The organism is Pseudomonas sp. LB3P31, from assembly GCF_054897945.1.
Genome location: NZ_CM142710.1, coordinates 192752 through 209760 on the forward strand (window position 1 = coordinate 192752; position 17009 = coordinate 209760).

At 60.0% G+C, this 17009-nt stretch carries 14 protein-coding genes and 2 pseudogenes; 7 read left to right on the forward strand and 9 right to left on the reverse strand.

The genetic code is table 11. From position 1 onward, the window contains the following. Positions 1 to 27: 27 nt before the first annotated feature. Positions 28 to 615, forward strand: a complete 588-nt coding sequence (locus ACYZTK_RS00845; RefSeq protein WP_462012698.1) for a LysE family translocator — start codon at positions 28 to 30, stop codon at positions 613 to 615. 179 nt (positions 616 to 794) lie between these two features. On the opposite strand, the gene ACYZTK_RS00850 is transcribed toward ACYZTK_RS00845, so the two are convergent. Further along, positions 795 to 1628: an AraC family ligand binding domain-containing protein gene (locus tag ACYZTK_RS00850; protein WP_462012699.1), complete on the reverse strand. Its 834-nt coding sequence runs from the start codon at positions 1626 to 1628 to the stop codon at positions 795 to 797. 328 nt (positions 1629 to 1956) lie between these two features. Between ACYZTK_RS00850 and ACYZTK_RS00855 the strand changes: the two genes are divergently transcribed. The 5 genes and pseudogenes from ACYZTK_RS00855 to ACYZTK_RS00875 all read left to right on the forward strand — a co-directional run bounded on the left by ACYZTK_RS00855 (position 1957) and on the right by ACYZTK_RS00875 (position 4756). Continuing rightward, a complete protein-coding gene (locus ACYZTK_RS00855) occupies positions 1957 to 2205 on the forward strand; it encodes a transmembrane sensor/regulator PpyR (protein WP_462012700.1) in 249 nt (82 codons plus the stop codon). Continuing rightward, positions 2205 to 3359, forward strand: coding sequence for an NnrS family protein (locus ACYZTK_RS00860; RefSeq protein WP_462012701.1), 1155 nt, complete (start codon positions 2205 to 2207; stop codon positions 3357 to 3359). The genes ACYZTK_RS00855 and ACYZTK_RS00860 overlap by 1 nt, the downstream gene beginning before the upstream one ends. Before the next feature lie 4 nt (positions 3360 to 3363). Beyond that, positions 3364 to 3777 (forward strand): annotated as a pseudogene (locus ACYZTK_RS00865) (xanthine dehydrogenase family protein molybdopterin-binding subunit); the annotation flags it as partial. Beyond that, positions 3753 to 4067 (forward strand): annotated as a pseudogene (locus ACYZTK_RS00870) (hypothetical protein); the annotation flags it as partial. The pseudogenes ACYZTK_RS00865 and ACYZTK_RS00870, both read left to right, overlap by 25 nt. Positions 4068 to 4141: 74 nt before the next feature. Continuing rightward, entirely contained in the window at positions 4142 to 4756 is a 615-nt protein-coding gene (locus ACYZTK_RS00875) for a GGDEF domain-containing protein (RefSeq protein ID WP_462012702.1), read from the forward strand. A 576-nt stretch (positions 4757 to 5332) separates the two neighbouring features. Here ACYZTK_RS00875 and fabI read toward each other — a convergent pair. From fabI to gloB, 8 genes are all read right to left on the reverse strand, one after another. Next, entirely contained in the window at positions 5333 to 6127 is a 795-nt protein-coding gene (gene fabI / locus ACYZTK_RS00880; RefSeq protein ID WP_008152082.1) for an enoyl-ACP reductase FabI, read from the reverse strand. A gap of 19 nt (positions 6128 to 6146) precedes the next feature. Further along, positions 6147 to 7757, reverse strand: a complete 1611-nt coding sequence (locus ACYZTK_RS00885) for an ABC transporter ATP-binding protein (protein ID WP_462012703.1) — start codon at positions 7755 to 7757, stop codon at positions 6147 to 6149. 1 nt (position 7758) lies between these two features. Continuing rightward, positions 7759 to 8778, reverse strand: a complete 1020-nt coding sequence (locus ACYZTK_RS00890) for an ABC transporter permease (protein ID WP_462012704.1) — start codon at positions 8776 to 8778, stop codon at positions 7759 to 7761. 1 nt (position 8779) lies between these two features. Beyond that, complete coding sequence (locus tag ACYZTK_RS00895; protein WP_462012705.1) at positions 8780 to 9853, reverse strand: microcin C ABC transporter permease YejB; 1074 nt, start codon at positions 9851 to 9853, stop codon at positions 8780 to 8782. A gap of 4 nt (positions 9854 to 9857) precedes the next feature. Then, complete coding sequence (locus tag ACYZTK_RS00900; protein WP_462012706.1) at positions 9858 to 11699, reverse strand: extracellular solute-binding protein; 1842 nt, start codon at positions 11697 to 11699, stop codon at positions 9858 to 9860. Next, positions 11696 to 13510 (reverse strand): extracellular solute-binding protein, encoded by a 1815-nt coding sequence (locus ACYZTK_RS00905; RefSeq protein ID WP_462014989.1) that lies wholly within the window; start codon positions 13508 to 13510, stop codon positions 11696 to 11698. The genes ACYZTK_RS00900 and ACYZTK_RS00905 overlap by 4 nt, the downstream gene beginning before the upstream one ends. 346 nt (positions 13511 to 13856) lie before the next feature. After that, entirely contained in the window at positions 13857 to 15290 is a 1434-nt protein-coding gene (locus ACYZTK_RS00910) for a transglycosylase SLT domain-containing protein (RefSeq protein ID WP_462012707.1), read from the reverse strand. Between the two features lie 99 nt (positions 15291 to 15389). After that, on the reverse strand, positions 15390 to 16157 hold the full coding sequence (gene gloB, locus ACYZTK_RS00915) for a hydroxyacylglutathione hydrolase (RefSeq protein ID WP_462012708.1): 768 nt from the start codon (positions 16155 to 16157) through the stop codon (positions 15390 to 15392). Between the two features lie 65 nt (positions 16158 to 16222). Here gloB and ACYZTK_RS00920 point away from each other — a divergent pair, with 65 nt between their 5' ends. Next, a complete protein-coding gene (locus ACYZTK_RS00920; RefSeq protein WP_462012709.1) occupies positions 16223 to 16981 on the forward strand; it encodes a class I SAM-dependent methyltransferase in 759 nt (252 codons plus the stop codon). Positions 16982 to 17009: the final 28 nt, after the last annotated feature.

A 17009-nucleotide genomic window follows, 5' to 3' on the forward strand; every position in this document is an offset into this window, starting at 1 on the left:
TGGTTTAACAGAGTGATGAGGTATGTGATGAGTCTGATTGTCTCCATGGCGGCGTTTGCGCTGGTGGCTTCGATAACCCCGGGGCCGGTGAATATCGTGGCCTTGAGCTCCGGTGCGCAGTTTGGCTTTCGAGCCAGTCAACGGCATGTAGCCGGGGCGACGCTGGGGTTTGTGTTGTTGCTGGTATTGATGGGCCTGGGGCTGCATGAGGTATTGCAGCGCTGGCCGACTCTGACGCGGATGGTGCAGTTGGCGGGGGTGGCATTTCTGCTGTTCATGGCCTGGAAACTGGCGACTGACGATGGTCGGTTGGATACCAGTGACTCCGCCCGTGCACCGTCGATGCTTTACGGTGCGGTGATGCAGTGGCTCAACCCGAAAGCCTGGCTGGCCTGTGTGGCGGGCATGGGTGCGTTTGTCGCAGACGGCGAGGCGCGGCTGGTCTGGCAATTTGCGGCGGTGTATCTGGTGATTTGTTATCTGTCAGTTGGGTGTTGGGCGTATGCCGGGACCTTTTTGCGCGGGTATCTGAATAATCCGCAGGGGATGCGCTGGTTCAACCGGGGGATGGCGGCAATGTTGGCAGTGAGTGCAGGGTATCTGTTGCTGCCTTGAGCTGGTCTCATCTGGCCTGGCCTGGCCTGGCCTGATGTGATCTGATCTGTGGGAGCAAAGCTTGCTCGCGATGAGGGACTGAAACTCACCATTGATGTTGCCTGTGGCACTGCCGTCGCGAGCAAGCTTTGCTCCCACAGGGCCTTGCTCCACTGGGCTGTACTCCAATAGGTCGGGGGCTAGCCGCGATATTGGCCGGGCGTTGCGGCCAGGTGCTGTTTGAATGCCCTTTGAAAATGCGCCTGGTCGGCAAACCCGGCTTCTAGCGCCACATCGGCAATCAACTGGCCGCTGCGCAGGCGGTCCTGGGCGAACTGGATTCGGCGGTTGACCAGGAAGGCGTGGGGCGTCATGCCGTAATGCTGCTTGAACGCGCGGATCAGGTAGGAGGGCGAGAGCTGGGCGGCCGCGCAAATGTCTTCGAGCTTGAGCAGATGTGTGCAGTTGTCGCGGATGAAGTCGGCTGCGCGTTCCAGCTTAAAATTGGGTTCGCGCAGTGTTTGTTCGGCCGGGTTGAGCTGCAGCTGCATTTCGCTGAAAAATTCGACCAGTGCACTGTGTTTTTGCAGGTTGTCCTGTCGGGTGTCGATCAATGCGTCGTACAAATTTATCAGGCCGGTAAACAGGTTTTGGTCGCGCACATGAGTCAGGGAAAACCGCCGAAATTCAAGGTCGAGGCTGAATCCCAGCTGGTGTTGCAAATCGGTTAGCCACGCGGTGTCGACGTAGAACATCAGGTATGACCAGGGCTGGTCATCGATCGGATTGCAGGCATGCACATCGCCGGGGTTCATCAGCACCACGGTGCCGACACTGACTTCAAACTGCGCCTGTTCGTGGATGTAGGTACTGCACCCGGCGGTGATTGCGCCGATCGAAAAGTGTAGGTGGGAATGACGCGAGTAGCACACCTCTCGGCCGTCGGCGATGGAGCGTGCTTCGATAAAGGGCAGGGCGTCATCACGCCAGAATATGGGGGCCTTGTCGGAGTTCTTGGCAACCGCGTGTTTCATATTCTCGTCCACTGCAGGTCATTGCGGGAGTACAAGGAATTGTGGGGGACCTTGTAGGACCTGTCGAGAGAAACGAGGCTGGGATCTTTACATCTTCATCCCCAGCCAGGACACCATCGCGGGCAAGCCTTGCTTCCACAGTTTTCCACTGCATTCTGAGAGATTGCCATCAGGTCATATTGACCATAATTCGAGTCATAATGACTCAATATCCGCTAGGTCATTATGACTCGCCACCCCCGCACTACGTTGATTTATTTAGAAATAAAACCTGGCACGACCCTTGATATACCACCAGTACCCAGAACAACTTCAGGAGTACCGGAAAATGTTCACCTGCTTCAGCAACCCACAAAACGTCCTGCACCTGTCCAGCCGTATCCTCGGTGCCGGTCTGGCCCTGTCGCTGGCCGGGATCTATGGCGCCTATCTGTACCAGGGAAACTTGCCGATCCCGGTCCTCGTCTCCCTGCACGCCATGACGATCATCGGGCCAACCCTGTTGAAAATCGGCTATGTCATGCGCCTGTTGTCCCAGCATCGCCTGGGGCAGCGCCTGGTAGCGGTAACTGTCTGATGCGCCCACTGGCCTCTGCGCCGCTGTTCAGTCTCGGGTTTCGGCCGTTTTTTCTCGCTGGCGCCGGCTTCGCAACCATTGCCATAGCGATTTGGGCCTTATGGCTGCACGGTCAACTACCCGGCGCCCAGCCTATCGGCGGGATGCTGGCCTGGCATCGGCATGAAATGCCATTCGGTTTTGCCTCGGCAATCATCGCCGGGTTCCTGCTTACCGCTGTGCCAAACTGGACCGGCCGCCCAGGCCTGCACGGTTGGCCGCTGATCGGTCTGATACTGGTGTGGCTGCTGGCGCGACTGGCGTGGTTGATGCCGCTGCCGGCCGCAGTGCTGATCGCTACGCAGATCCCTTTCCTGCCGTTGGTGGCATGGTTCATCGGACGGGATCTGGTGAAGGCGGGCAAGCGTGATAATTATCCTATCCTGCTGGTGATCGCGCTTCTGGCAGGTTGCCAGTTCATGACGTTGGCGGGTATGTCGACGGACAACGTCGACCTGCAGCGGCGCGGCGCGTTGGCTGCGCTGTGGCTGGTCGGGGCGCTGATGAGTGTGATTGGCGGACGGGTCATTCCATTCTTCATCCAGCGCGGTTTGAATCGTGCGCCAGTGCCGGTGACCAGCTCTTGGCCCTCTCGGGTCTTGCTGGTTGGTGGACTGCTGGCAGCCCTGTCATTTGCATTCGGCCTGGACGACCTGCCCAGCCTTTGGCTGTCGGCCCTTTTCCTGCTGATCGCTGGCTTGCATCTGCTGCGCCTCTGGCATTGGCATGACCGGGGGATCTGGAGTGTGCCGTTGCTCTGGTCGTTGTACCTCGCTTATGCCTGGCTGGTGGTTGCCGCGCTGGCCATGATGCTGTGGCACGCCGGCTTGCTGGCGCAGCAGAGCCTTGCCAGCCATTCCCTTGCAGTCGGGGGGATCGGCGGGTTGATCCTGGCGATGATTGCGCGGGTCAGCCTGGGCCACACAGGTCGAGCGCTCAAACCTTCAAAAACGATGGTTCTGGGGTTTTCCCTGCTGATGGTCGCGGGCGTCTGCCGGGTGCTGCTCGTGCCGTTTTCCGCCACTGGTCTCGGCTTGTCGGCGCTGTGCTGGTGTGCTGCTTTTACTCTGTTTCTGATGCGCTATAGCGGCATTCTGCTGCAGCCCAGGTTGTAGCGACACCCTGCTGGAAGGGGCGATGGTCAAGGACGGCGTCGACAAGACTTCGGTCGAGGGCGTAGCCGACAGTCCTTACCTGCAGGGCATGGCCAACCACCAGGTCGAGTTGCACTCGCCGAAGACCGGGATTCAAGTTCTGTGGCTGCGATCGGTCGGGCATAGCCACACCGGGTTCGTCATGGAATCCTTGATAGATGAACTGGCCGAGGCCGCAGGCAAGGATCCGGTCGAGTACCGACGCACCCTGCTCAAGCAGCATCCGCGGCATCTCGGGGTGCTGAACCTGGCGGTGGAGAAGGCCAACTGGAAGGCAGCGCTGCCGGACGGGCACGCGTTGGGCGTGGCGGTGCATGAGTCGTTCGGCAGTTATGTGGCCCAGGTGGCGGAGGTGCCAATCCACCGGCCAGTTACGGCCCGAACGCGCCACCCGGTGCGCCGCACTGGAGCCTGCCGCCGGCAGCCCACAAAATGGCCTGGATCGGCCTGCCAGCGGACAAGCTGTGCGCGATGATCAAGGATCGTTCATCCAATGGAGATCGCGATTTCGCCGCCCTGATCAAGCATGTCAGCGACGACAAGCTGGTGCTCTGGGGCTGGAATCCAGGTATTGGCAGGGCGCCAGTGCCCGTGCCGCACGACTTTTTTGTCAGCCAGTTCAAGCTGTGGGCGGAGGCGGGAGGACCTTGTCCGGTCGAGGGCATCTGACCAACGGTCGTCAATTAGCCAGTCAAGTCGGCTGTGGGGGTCTCTAATGTATGAACCCCTCAACGGAGTGGCTGATGGTTGTTTCAGGCAAGCCGGGTAAAACCGGGCCAAGCGTAGAGATTGCGCGTGGGCACAAGGTCCTCGATTTTGCCGTACAGGACCGAGAACGGATGCGCGAGCTGGCACGCGAGTTCGAGCAACAACTCACGGCGGTACAAATGGCTAGCATGGATGAGTTGACGTTGTTGACTAACCTGCATGGCTTTCTGGCCTTGGCGCAGCTATGGTTGGACGCTTGTCAGCAGCTGGACAAGCCTGTGAGCCTGTTGTTGTTCGATCTGCAGTACTTCAGACATATCAACCAGACATACGGCAGGGTCGAAGGCGACAAGGCTTTGAAGGCTTTCGCCGACGTGCTGCGCATTGCTTTTCGCGAGAGCGATGTGGTGGGGCGGGTAGGCGGTGACGAGTTTGCCGTGTTGCTGACTGGTTCGGGCGCGGTAGAAGAGGCCGCCATTCGCGCCCGGCTGCAGGAAATGCTCGATGAGCGTATGCCCTCTGTTCATCGCGGCTACGATATTTGCTTCAGTATTGAACAGGTGGAGTTCGATCCTGACGTGCACAGGACGGTGGATGGATTGATGGCTGCGGTTGATTTCGCGCGCCATCAGGGGGCGGTGCGATTTTAGGCATCCTGTAGGAGTGAGCCTGCTCGCGATGGCTTTCTCACTGTGTGTACATATCCATTTCTGCGGTAACGGCTTCCATTGGTTTCGCTTTTACAGCGAGTCACTTTGAAAAGCGCAAAGTGACCAAACGCTCTTGCCCCTCCACTCGGCACCTCGCCTAGGCTCGGTGTGCCCTCACTCCGGCATTGCTCCGCAGGCCGCTGCGACGGGCCATCCATGGCCCAGCGCAGCTAAACCGACATCCTTGCCGGTTTACCCGCTACGCAATACCTGCGTTCGGCCAGCGTGGTTAACGGGGCGCCTGCCATCAAAAGCCAGGCCGTGGCGGCCTCCGGGCCGACCAAGGCATCAAGCCGGCGCGCTTCGCTTGTGTGGTTGTGCGCATACTTCTGATTCACCCGACCCCCTTGTGGGAGCGGGCTTGCTCGCGAAGGCGTGCTGTCAGGCAATACAATGGTGATTGACACTACGCCATCGCGAGCAGGCTCACTCCTACCGGGAATCTGCGCTGAGCTCGAAATAGGGGCATAAAAAAACCCGCCATTACCGGCGGGTTTTTTATTAGCTAACCGAAGATCACTCTTCCAGGCTACCCATCGCAGTAGTATTAAAACCACCGTCTACATACATGATTTCGCCGCTGATGCCGGACGCCAGGTCCGAGCACAGGAAGGCGCCGGCGTTGCCGACTTCGTCGATGGTGACGTTGCGACGCAGCGGGGTCTGCGCTTCGTTGGCGGCCAGCATCTTGCGGAAGTTCTTGATGCCGGAAGCGGCGAGGGTGCGGATCGGGCCGGCCGATACGCAGTTCACGCGGGTGCCGTCCGGGCCCAGGGAGCCGGCCAGGTAGCGTACGCCAGCTTCCAGGGAAGCCTTGGCCATGCCCATCACGTTGTAGTTTGGCATGGTGCGCTCGGCGCCCAGGTACGACAGGGTCAGCAGGCTGCCGTTGCGGCCTTTCATCATTTCGCGACCGGCTTTGGCCAGGGCCACGAAGCTGTAGGCGCTGATGTCGTGGGCGATGCGGAAACCTTCACGGGTGGTGGCTTCGGTGAAGTCGCCGTCCAGTTGGTCGCCCGGAGCGAAGCCTACCGAGTGAACGATGCAGTCCAGGCCGTCCCACTTCTTGCCCAGCTCGACGAACACCTTGGCGATTTCTTCATCGCTGGCCACGTCGCACGGGAAGCACAGGTCCGGGTTGGAACCCCAGCTCTGTGCGAACTCTTCGACACGACCTTTGAGCTTGTCGTTCTGATAAGTGAAGGCAAGCTCAGCGCCCTCGCGATGCATGGCGGCAGCGATGCCGGATGCGATGGACAGCTTGCTGGCGACACCGACGATCAGTACGCGCTTACCGGCGAGAAAACCCATGTGTAGCTCCTCTTTCAGGTTATTGCGCAGTGGCCGGAGCCAGGAAAGCGGCTTCCAGCAACTGCTGTGTATACGGATGTTGGGGGGCGGCAAAAATGCTTTGCGCGTCCCCCTGTTCGACCACTTGGCCATGCTTGACCACCATCAACTGGTGGCTCAACGCTTTGACGACAGCCAGGTCATGGCTGATAAACAGATACGTCAGGTTGTACTTGGTTTGCAGTGAACGCAAAAGCTCCACCACCTGGCGCTGCACGGTGCGGTCGAGGGCCGAAGTCGGCTCGTCCAGCAAAATCAACGCCGGTTTTAGCACTAAAGCCCGGGCAATGGCGATTCTCTGCCGCTGCCCGCCGGAAAATTCATGGGGGTAGCGGTTCCGGGTTTCCGGGTCCAGGCCTACCTCCTTCAATGCCGCAATTATCGCCTGTTCCTGCTCCGCTTCGGTGCCCATCTTGTGGATCCGCAGGCCTTCGCCAACGATCTGGCTCACGCACATCCGTGGGCTCAGGCTGCCAAACGGGTCCTGGAACACCACCTGCATTTCCCGTCGCAACGGCCGAACCTGTTGCTGCGTCAGGCAGTCTAGCTGGTTGCCTTCAAAACGAATGCCGCCTTTGCTACCGATCAGCCGCAAAATGGCCAGGCCCAGGGTCGACTTCCCGGATCCACTTTCTCCCACAATCCCCAGGGTCTGGCCCTGGGGCAGGCTGAAATTGATGCCGTCGACCGCCTTGATGTGATCGACGGTCTTTTTTAGCAAGCCTTTCTTGATCGGGAACCACACTTTCAGGTCCTCGACCTGCAGCAGCGGCGGGCCAATCACGTTAGTTGCCGGTTTGCCGCTGGGCTCCGCTGCCAGCAGTTCCCGAGTGTACGGATGCTGCGGCGCGCGGAACAATTCTTCGCACGATGCCTGTTCGACGATGCAACCGCGCTGCATGACACATACGCGATGCGCAATTCTTCGCACCAGGTTCAAATCGTGACTGATGAGTAACAGCGACATGCCCAGCCGGGCCTGTAATTCCTTGAGCAATTCGAGGATTTTCAGCTGCACCGTCACGTCCAGCGCGGTGGTCGGTTCGTCGGCGATCAGCAGTTCCGGCTCGTTGGCCAGGGCCATCGCGATCATCACCCGCTGGCGTTGGCCTCCCGACAGTTCGTGGGGCAGGGCCTTGAGGCGCTTGTGCGGCTCGGGGATGCCGACCATCTCCAACAATTCGAGGGTGCGTTTGGTGGCAGTCTTGCCGACCAGGCCCTTGTGAATGCCCAGCACTTCGTTGATCTGTTTTTCGATTGAGTGCAGCGGGTTGAGCGAGGTCATCGGCTCCTGGAAGATCATCGCAATCCGGTTGCCGCGGATATGCCGGATGGTTTTCTCTTTCAGGCTCAGCAGGTCCTGGCCCGCGTATTCGATGGTCCCGGAAGGATGCCGGGCGAGCGGGTATGGCAGCAGCCGCAGGATCGAGTGGGCAGTCACCGATTTGCCCGAGCCGCTTTCGCCCACCAGTGCCAGGGTCTCGCCACGCTTGATGTCGAAACTCACGCCTTCCACCACGCGCTGACACTGTTCACCGACCACAAACTCGACGGCCAGGTCGCGCACTTCGATCAGATTGTCCTGATTCATTTCACTTCCTCGGGTCGAAGGCATCGCGAGCGGACTCGCCGATGAACACCAGCAGACTCAACATCAATGCCAGCACCGCAAATGCACTCATGCCCAGCCACGGCGCCTGCAGGTTGGATTTGCCTTGGGCCACCAGTTCACCCAGGGACGGCGCGCCCGGCGGCAGTCCGAAGCCCAGGAAATCGAGAGCAGTCAGGGTGCCGATGGCGCCCGTCAGGATGAACGGCATGAAGGTCATGGTCGAGACCATGGCGTTGGGCAGGATGTGGCGGAACATGATCGCACCGTTCTGCATCCCCAGCGCCCGGGCCGCGCGCACGTATTCCAGGTTGCGCCCGCGCAGGAACTCGGCGCGCACCACGTCGACCAGGCTCATCCAGGAGAACAGCAGCATGATCCCCAGCAGCCACCAGAAGTTCGGCTGGACGAAGCTGGCCAGGATGATCAGCAGGTACAGCACCGGCAGCCCGGACCAGATCTCCAGGAAACGCTGCCCGGCCAGGTCCACCCAGCCTCCGTAGAACCCCTGCAAGGCCCCGGCAATCACGCCGATGATTGAGCTGAGGATGGTCAGCGTCAGGGCAAACAACACCGAGATGCGGAAACCGTAGATCACCCGGCTCAACACGTCGCGGCCCTGGTCGTCGGTGCCCAGCAGGTTGTCCGGCGAGGGTGGCGCTGGCGCCGGTACCTTCAGGTCATAGTTGATACTTTGATAGCTGTAAGGAATCGGCGCCCACAAGACCCAGGCGTCCTTGGCCTTGAGCAGCTCGCGGATGTACGGACTCTTGTAGTTGGCCTCCAGCGGAAATTCGCCGCCGAAGGTGGTTTCCGGGTAGCGTTTGAGCGCCGGGAAATACCAGCCATCGTCGTAATGCACCACCAGCGGTTTGTCGTTGGCGATCAGTTCGGCACCCAGGCTAAGGCCGAACAACACCAGGAACAGCCACAGCGACCACCAGCCACGCTTGTTGGCCTTGAACAGTTCGAATCGACGGCGATTGAGCGGGGACAGATTCATCTCAATGCTCCCGGCTTTCGAAGTCGATACGCGGATCGACAAAGGTGTAGGTGAGGTCACCGATCAGCTTCACCACCAAACCCAGCAGAGTGAAGATGAACAGCGTGCCAAACACCACCGGGTAATCACGGTTGATCGCCGCCTCGAAGCTCATCAGGCCCAGGCCGTCGAGGGAGAAGATCACCTCCACCAGCAGCGAACCGGTGAAGAAAATCCCGATAAACGCCGATGGGAAGCCGGCGATCACCAGTAGCATGGCGTTGCGGAACACGTGGCCATAGAGCACGCGGTGGTTGGTCAGGCCCTTGGCCTTGGCGGTTACCACATACTGTTTGTTGATTTCGTCGAGGAAGCTGTTCTTGGTCAACAGGGTCATGGTCGCGAAGTTGCCGATCACCAGCGCTGTCACCGGCAGTGCCAGGTGCCAGAAGTAGTCGAGGATTTTGCCGCCGGTGGTCAGTTCATCGAAATTGTTTGAAGTCAGTCCCCTTAGCGGAAACCAGTCGAAATAACTGCCGCCGGCAAACACCACGATCAGCAAGATGGCGAACAGGAAGGCCGGGATCGCATAGCCGACGATGATCAGCGAACTGGTCCACACGTCGAAGTGACTGCCGTGCCGGGTGGCCTTGGCGATCCCCAGCGGGATCGACACCAGGTACATGATCAGGGTGCTCCACAACCCAAGGGAGATCGACACCGGCATCTTTTCCTTGATCAGGTCGATGACCTTGGCGTCACGGAAGAAGCTGTCGCCGAAATCCAGCGTGGCGTAGTTCTTGATCATGATCCACAGGCGTTCCGGCGCCGATTTGTCGAAGCCGTACATGTGCTCGATCTCCTTCACCAGCGCCGGGTCCAGGCCCTGGGCGCCGCGATAGGCCGAGCCGGCCACCGAGACCTCGGCGCCGCCGCCGGCAATGCGGCTGGTAGCGCCTTCGAAGCCTTCCAGCTTGGCGATCATCTGCTCCACCGGCCCGCCAGGAGCGGCCTGGATGATCACGAAGTTGATCAGCAAGATGCCAAGCAAAGTCGGGATGATCAGCAGCAGTCGCCGAAAAATATACGCCACCATCTAATTACTCCGTGCCCGCAGGGTCGGTTTGCAGTTCGGTTTCGATCTCTATGGCCGGTTTTGCGTTCGGCTTGATCCACCAGGTATTGATGCCGACATCGTAAGTAGGTGAGATTTTCGGATGACCGATATGGTTCCAGTAAGCCACGCGCCAGGTCTTGATGTGCCAGTTGGGGATCACGTAATAACCCCATTGCAGCACGCGGTCCAGCGCCCGGGCGTGAGCCACCAGGCTTTTGCGCGAGTCGGCGTTGATCAATTGCTCGACCAACAGGTCGACCACCGGGTCCTTGAGGCCCATGGAATTGCGGCTGCCGGGTTTGTCGGCCGCAGCCGACATCCAGAACTCCCGTTGTTCGTTGCCGGGCGAGTTGGACTGCGGGAAGCTGCCGACGATCATGTCGAAGTCCCGTGAGCGCACGCGGTTGATGTATTGCGAGACGTCGACCCGGCGGATCACCAGGTCGATGCCCAGGTCGCTGAGGTTGCGCTTGAACGGCAACAGCACCCGTTCGAATTCGGTCTGGGCCAGCAGAAACTCGATCGACACCGGCTTGCCATTGGCGTCGACCATCTTGTCGTCGACGATCCGCCATCCGGCTTCCTGCAGCAGCTGATAGGCCTGGCGTTGCTGGGCGCGGATCATGCCGCTGGCATCGGTGAGCGGATTCTGGAACGCCTCGCTGAAAACTTTTTCGGGAACCTTGCCGCGAAAGGGATCAAGGATTGCCAACTGATCGGCATCCGGCAGTCCAGTGGCGGCCATTTCCGAGTTTTCGAAGAAGCTGCGGGTGCGCACATAAGCGCCGTTGAACAGTTGTTTGTTGGTCCATTCGAAGTCCAGCAACAGGCTCAGGGCCTGGCGCACGCGCACATCCTGGAACACCGGGCGCCGCAGGTTGAACACAAAACCCTGCATGCCAGTCGGGTTGCCGTTGGGAATCTGTTCCTTGATCAGCCGCCCTTCGGTGACCGCCGGGATGTTGTAGGCATTGGCCCAGTTCTTCGCAGCCATCTCCAGCCAGTAATCGAACTGGCCAGCTTTGAGGGCTTCGAGGGCCACGGTGTTGTCGCGGTAATAATCAGTGGTCATCACGTCGAAATTGTAGAAGCCGCGGTTCACCGGCAGGTCCTTGCCCCAGTAATCCTTGACCCGCTCGTAACGCACCGAGCGCCCGGCCTTCACTTCGGCGACCCGGTAGGGACCGCTGCCGAGGGGGATTTCCAGGTTGCCCTTGTTGAAATCGCGGTCGGCCCACCAGTGTTTGGGCAGTACCGGCAGTTGGCCGAGGATCAGCGGCAGCTCGCGGTTGTTGCTGTGCTTGAACTTGAACAGCACGGTGAGCGGGTCTTCGGCGACGACTTCGGCGACGTCGCTGTAGTAGGCGCGATAGAGCGGGGCGCCTTCCTTGGTCAGCTTGTCGAAACTGAAGATCACGTCCTCGGCATGGATCGGGTGGCCGTCGTGAAATCTTGCTTCGGGGCGCAGGTAGAAGCGCACCCAGCTATTGTCGGGGGCTTTTTCGATCTTGCCAGCGACCAGGCCATACTCGGTGAACGCCTCGTCCAGGCCGTGTTTGGTCAGGGTGTCGTAGATCATGCCGACGTCTTCGGCCGGTACGCCTTTGCTGATAAACGGGTTGAGGCTGTCAAAGCCGCCAAATCCGGCCTGGCGGAAGGTTCCACCCTTGGGCGCATCCGGGTTCACGTAATCGAAATGCTTGAAGTCGGCAGGGTATTTCGGCGGTTCGTTGTACAGGGTCAGGGCGTGTTGCGGAGCGGCGCAGGCCAGCCCGGCGAACATCAAGCCGCTGACCTGCAAGAGCAGGGCACGTACGGGAGTCATCGATCCTTCTCCGAAGATTTCAGCCACCATGCGCTCAAGCCCAGGGTATAGGGCGGCGTAGTGACAAAGGCGAACCGGTTGCGGTAAGCCAGGCGGTGATAATTGAGGTACCAGTTGGGAATGATGTAGTGCTGCCACAGCAGCACTCGGTCCAGAGCCTTGCCGGCGGCCACCTGTTCATCGCGGGTCTGGGCGCCCAGCAACTGATCCAGCAGGTGATCGACCACCGGGTTGGCGATTCCCGCGTAATTCTTGCTGCCCTTGACGCCCACCTGGCTGGAGTGGAAGTACTGCCACTGCTCAAGACCTGGGCTGAGGGTCTGGTTGAGGGTCATCAGGATCATGTCGAAGTCGAACTGATCGAGGCGTTGCTTGTACTGGGCGCGGTCGACGGTGCGCAGCCTGGCCTCGACGCCGATGCTCGCAAGGTTCTCTACGTAGGGCTGGAGGATGCGCTCCAGGTTGGGGTTGACCAGCAGTATCTCCAGGCGCAATGGCTGGCCTGCGGGATTTTGCAGGCGCTGGCCATTGAGTTTCCAGCCGGCTTCGGCGAGCAGACCGAGGGCGCTGCGCAGAGTCTCCCGGGGAATGCCGCGCCCGTCGGTCTGCGGCAGGCTGAAAGGCTCGGTGAAGAGCTTGGCTGGCAACTGCTCGCGATAGGGCTTGAGCATCAGCCATTCGTGGCCGACCGGCAGCCCCGTGGCGGAAAACTCGCTGTTGGGGTAGTAACTCATGGCCCGTTTGTAGGCGCCGCTGAACAGCGTGCGGTTGGTCCACTCGAAATCGAACATTAGCCCGAGCGCTTCGCGAACCTTGGCATCGGCAAAGGTGGCGCGGCGGCTGTTCATGAACAGGCCCTGGCTCTGGGTCGGAATCTGGTGTGGGATCTGTGCCTTGATCACGTCGCCGCGCCGGACGGCCGGGAAACGGTAACCGTTGTCCCAGTTTTTTGCCTGGTGTTCGATGTAGATGTCAAATTCGCCGGCCTTGAAGGCTTCAAAAGCGACGTCGCTGTCGCGGTAAAACTCGACCTCCATGCGATCGACGTTGTATTTGCCGCGATTGACCGCCAGGTCCTTGCCCCAGTAATCCTTGACCCGCTCGAAGATAATCTGCCGCCCCGGCGTGACCGAGGTGATGCGGTAAGGCCCGCTGCCGAGGGGCGGTTCGAAGGTGGTGGCCTTGAAGTCGCGATCTTTCCAGTAATGCTGGGGCAACACCGGCAATTCGCCCAGGCGCAGGATCAACAGCGGATTGCCCGCGCGCTTGAAGACGAAGCGGATGCGATGAGCGTTGAGGATGTCGACCCGCAACACTTCCTGGAGATTGGTGCGGTACTGCGGATGACCTTCCTTGAGCAGCAGGCGGTAGGAAAACGCGACGTCGTAGGCGGTGATCGGTGCGCCATCGTGGAAGCGCGCCTCCGGCCGCAGGTTGAATACCACCCAGCTGCGGTCCTCGCTGTATTCCACCGATTGGGCGATCAGCCCGTAGCTGGAAGTCGGTTCATCGCCGGATGGTGCGTATTGGCCGGTGCCGACCATCAGCGGTTCGTTGAGCTCGTTGATGCCGTACTGCAGGAAGTTGGGGGTGGAAACCGGGCTCGAACCCTTGAATGTGTAGGGATTGAGCGTATCGAAGGTGCCGAATGCCATTACCCGCAACGTACCGCCCTTGGGCGCTTGCGGGTTGACCCAGTCGAAGTGGGTAAATCGGGCCGGGTACTTGAGCGTGCCGAACTGCGCATAACCGTGGCTTTCGCTGATCGTCGCGCTTGCGGAAGAGCTCAAGGCCAGGCTGATCAGGAGCAGGAGGAGGGGACGCTTCAAGTCAGAGATCCGATCCAGGCGGCTTGGGCTTTATGCGCCGTACAGTAACAGCTTGTCTGGGCAGGAAAAAGATGGATATTTGCGGTAGACAGCGCGAGCAAGCTTGTCTGGGAGCAAGGCTTGGTTGGGCGCTGGGTTTCTGTGGGAGCAAGGCTTGGTTAGGTGCTGGGTTTGTTGTGGGAGCAAGGCTTGCCCGCGATGAACGATAACGCGGTTGGACTGAAACACCGCAGTGCCTGAATCGCGGGCAAGCCTTGCTCCCACAGACCTTGTTCCCACAGGCCTTGCTCCATCAAGTCTTATCCTCTACAGGTCTAGCGCCTGCAGATTAGTGTGGCGAGTAAACCGTCAGCATCTGGCCGGGCTTCAGGGCCTGTCCCAGGCGCGGGTTCCAGCGCTTGAGGTGCTGCATCTCGACATTGAAGCGCTTGGCGACCATGTACAGCGAGTCCCCTTGCTTGACCTTGTACTGGGTCTGCTGCTTCTTGCTGTTGGAGGCAACCACCGTGTTGACGCGACCGGTACTGCGCTTGGTGTTGTCCTGCATGACCAGCGTCTGACCGACCTTGAGATTCTTGCCGGTCAGCTTGTTCCAGTGCTGCAGGTCCTTGACGTCGACGTTATTGGCCTTGGCGATGGTGCCGAGGTTGTCGCCACGCTTGACCCGATAGGAGCGCTTGGCGCCGGCAATGGCCGGGCTGTTGGCGTTTTCGAACACTGGCTTGAGCGGTCGCTTGCTGATCAGCTCTTCAGGACGCATGGTCGACAGGCTGGTGGTCAGCAGTTGCGCCTTGGAGGTTGGCACCAGCAAATGCTGAGGGCCGTCGAGGGTGGTGGTGCGCTGTTTGAACGCCGGATTGAGCTGGAACAGTTCGTCTTCGTCGATGTTGGCTACTGCAGCGACCTTGGACAGGTCCATGCGCTGGTTGATTTCGACAACCTGGAAGTACGGTTCGTTGGCGATCGGGTTGAGGTTGACCCCGTAGGCTTGCGGCGACAGCACCACTTGCGACAGGGCGAGCAGCTTGGGCACGTACGCCTGGGTTTCCGCCGGCAGTGACAAGTTCCAGTAATCGGTGGGCAAGCCGAGCTTTTCGTTACGCTCGATTGCCCGGCTGACCGTGCCTTCGCCCGCGTTGTAAGCTGCCAGGGCCAGCAGCCAGTCGCCGTTGAACATGTCGTGCAGGCGGGACAAGTAGTCCATCGCGGCAGTGGTCGAGGCGGTGATGTCGCGGCGCCCATCGTAAGCCTGGGTCTGGCGCAGGTTGAAGTAACGCCCGGTGGAGGGAATGAATTGCCAAAGACCCACCGCATTGGCCCGAGAGTAGGCCATCGGATTGTAGGAACTTTCAATCACTGGCAGCAGCGCCAACTCCAGCGGCATGTTGCGTTCTTCAAGGCGTTCGACGATGTAATGGATGTACAGGCTGCCGCGTTCACCGGCGCTTTCGAGGTAAGTCGGATTACTGGCGAACCACAGGCGTTGTTGCTCGATGCGCGGGTTGACGCCCAGGCTGTCCTGTAGCTGGAAGCCTTGGCGCATGCGCTCCCAGACGTCCTGCGGGATTTGCGGAACAGGCTTTTCGCTGAGCCATACAGGTTTCTGCTTGGCTCGAGCGGCGATGTTGGGTGTGTGTGTCGCTTCGGTCTGCGGCACATGGCTTGAACAGCCCGCCAGAGTGGCGGACACAGCCACCGCAATGGCTTGAGCCAAGCGGGTCAATGCGTCTGAATTGATGGATTTACGAATAGATGACGACATTGGCTGGAAGTAAGTTCCGGGCAAAAATGTCGGGCGATTCTAGAAAGCGCACCCCCCGAGGTCAACCATTCAGAATTTCTGTACCGTCCAGTAGCCTCCCTAGAACTTGTCTTTCCAGGCACGTAAGGCAGCAAAGACCGCACTCGGAGCGGTGTTATTGGTACCGTTCCGTTCGTCCACTTTTTGTTTAATAGATGTTTCGCCAACACGCAGGAAGGGATTGGTGAGCTTTTCCAGGGCCAGCGTCGAGGGCAGGGTCATGATCCCGGCTTCGCGCATTTGCGTGACTTTTTCCAGGCGTTCGACGGTGTCGGGATTGTCGGGTTCGACCGCGATCGCGAAACGCAGATTGCTCAAGGTGTATTCATGCGTGCAATACACCAGCGTATCCTCAGGCAAGGCTGCAAGGCGCGTCAGGGAGGTATGCATCTGCTCCGGCGTGCCCTCGAACAGACGCCCGCAACCAGCGGCAAACAGGGTGTCGCCGCAGAACAGCAAGCCATGGTGGTAGAAGGCGATGTGCCCCAGGGTATGGCCCGGAACGGCGAAGACTTTGAATTCCCAGCCCAGCACGCTGACCTTGTCGTTATCCTTGAGCGCCACGTCGCGCGCCGGGATACGCTCGCTGGCGGGGCCGTAGACGGTCGCGCCCGTCACGCTCTTGAGCTGTTCGACGCCGCCGACGTGATCGTGGTGGTGATGGGTGATCAGGATATCGCTCAACACCCAGCCCGGATGGGCCGCGAGCCAGGCCTGGACCGGCGCGGCATCGCCGGGATCGACCACGGCGCAACGTTGAGTGCTGTGGTCTTGTAACAACCAGATGTAGTTGTCAGTAAAGGCAGGCAGGGCACTGATCTGTATCATCGTCGGATTCGCCAAGCGGAAAACATTGGCGCATCTTAGAACTTCCTGGCGCGTTGGAGAATGCAATGACCGATAAAGCGTTCGCTCAGGCGGATCCTGACTGGCTGGATTTGATCAGTGCAGCCCGTGAATGGCTGTCCGGCCCGATCGGACAATTTCTCCTGGATGAAGAACGGCGCATGCTCGAAGACGAGCTGGGGCGCTTTTTTGGTGGCTACCTGGTGCACTACGGCCCTTCGGCTGAAACCCCGCCGTCGGCACCGCAAGTGCAGCGCAATGTGCGCCTGGGAGCGCCGCTGCCAGGGGTTGAGATCGTCTGCGAAGAACAGGCCTGGCCGCTGAGTGAACATGCAGCCGACGTGGTGGTGCTGCAGCACGGGCTGGATTTCTGCCTGTCGCCCCACGGATTGTTGCGCGAGGCTGCCAGTAGCGTGCGGCCCGGCGGCCATTTGCTGATCATCGGCATCAACCCCTGGAGTACTTGGGGGTTACGTCACGTGTTCGCCCATGACGGCTTGCGCAAGGCGCGTTGCATCTCGCCGTCGCGGGTGGGCGACTGGCTCAACCTGTTGGGCTTCGCGCTGGAGAAACGCCGCTTCGGGTGCTATCGTCCGCCGCTTGCGTCCCCGGCATGGCAGACCCGTCTGGCCGGCTGGGAGCGCAAGGCCGGTGACTGGCAATTGTCCGGTGGCGGCTTCTATTTAATCGTGGCGCGCAAGATCGTGGTCGGGTTGCGACCCCTGCGCCAGGAACGCCGCGAGCCGATGGGCAAGCTGATTCCGTTGCCGATGGCCAAGGTCAATCGACGTCGTATCGAACCGTAATACATTCTTTTTTCCCGGCCGGGCGAGT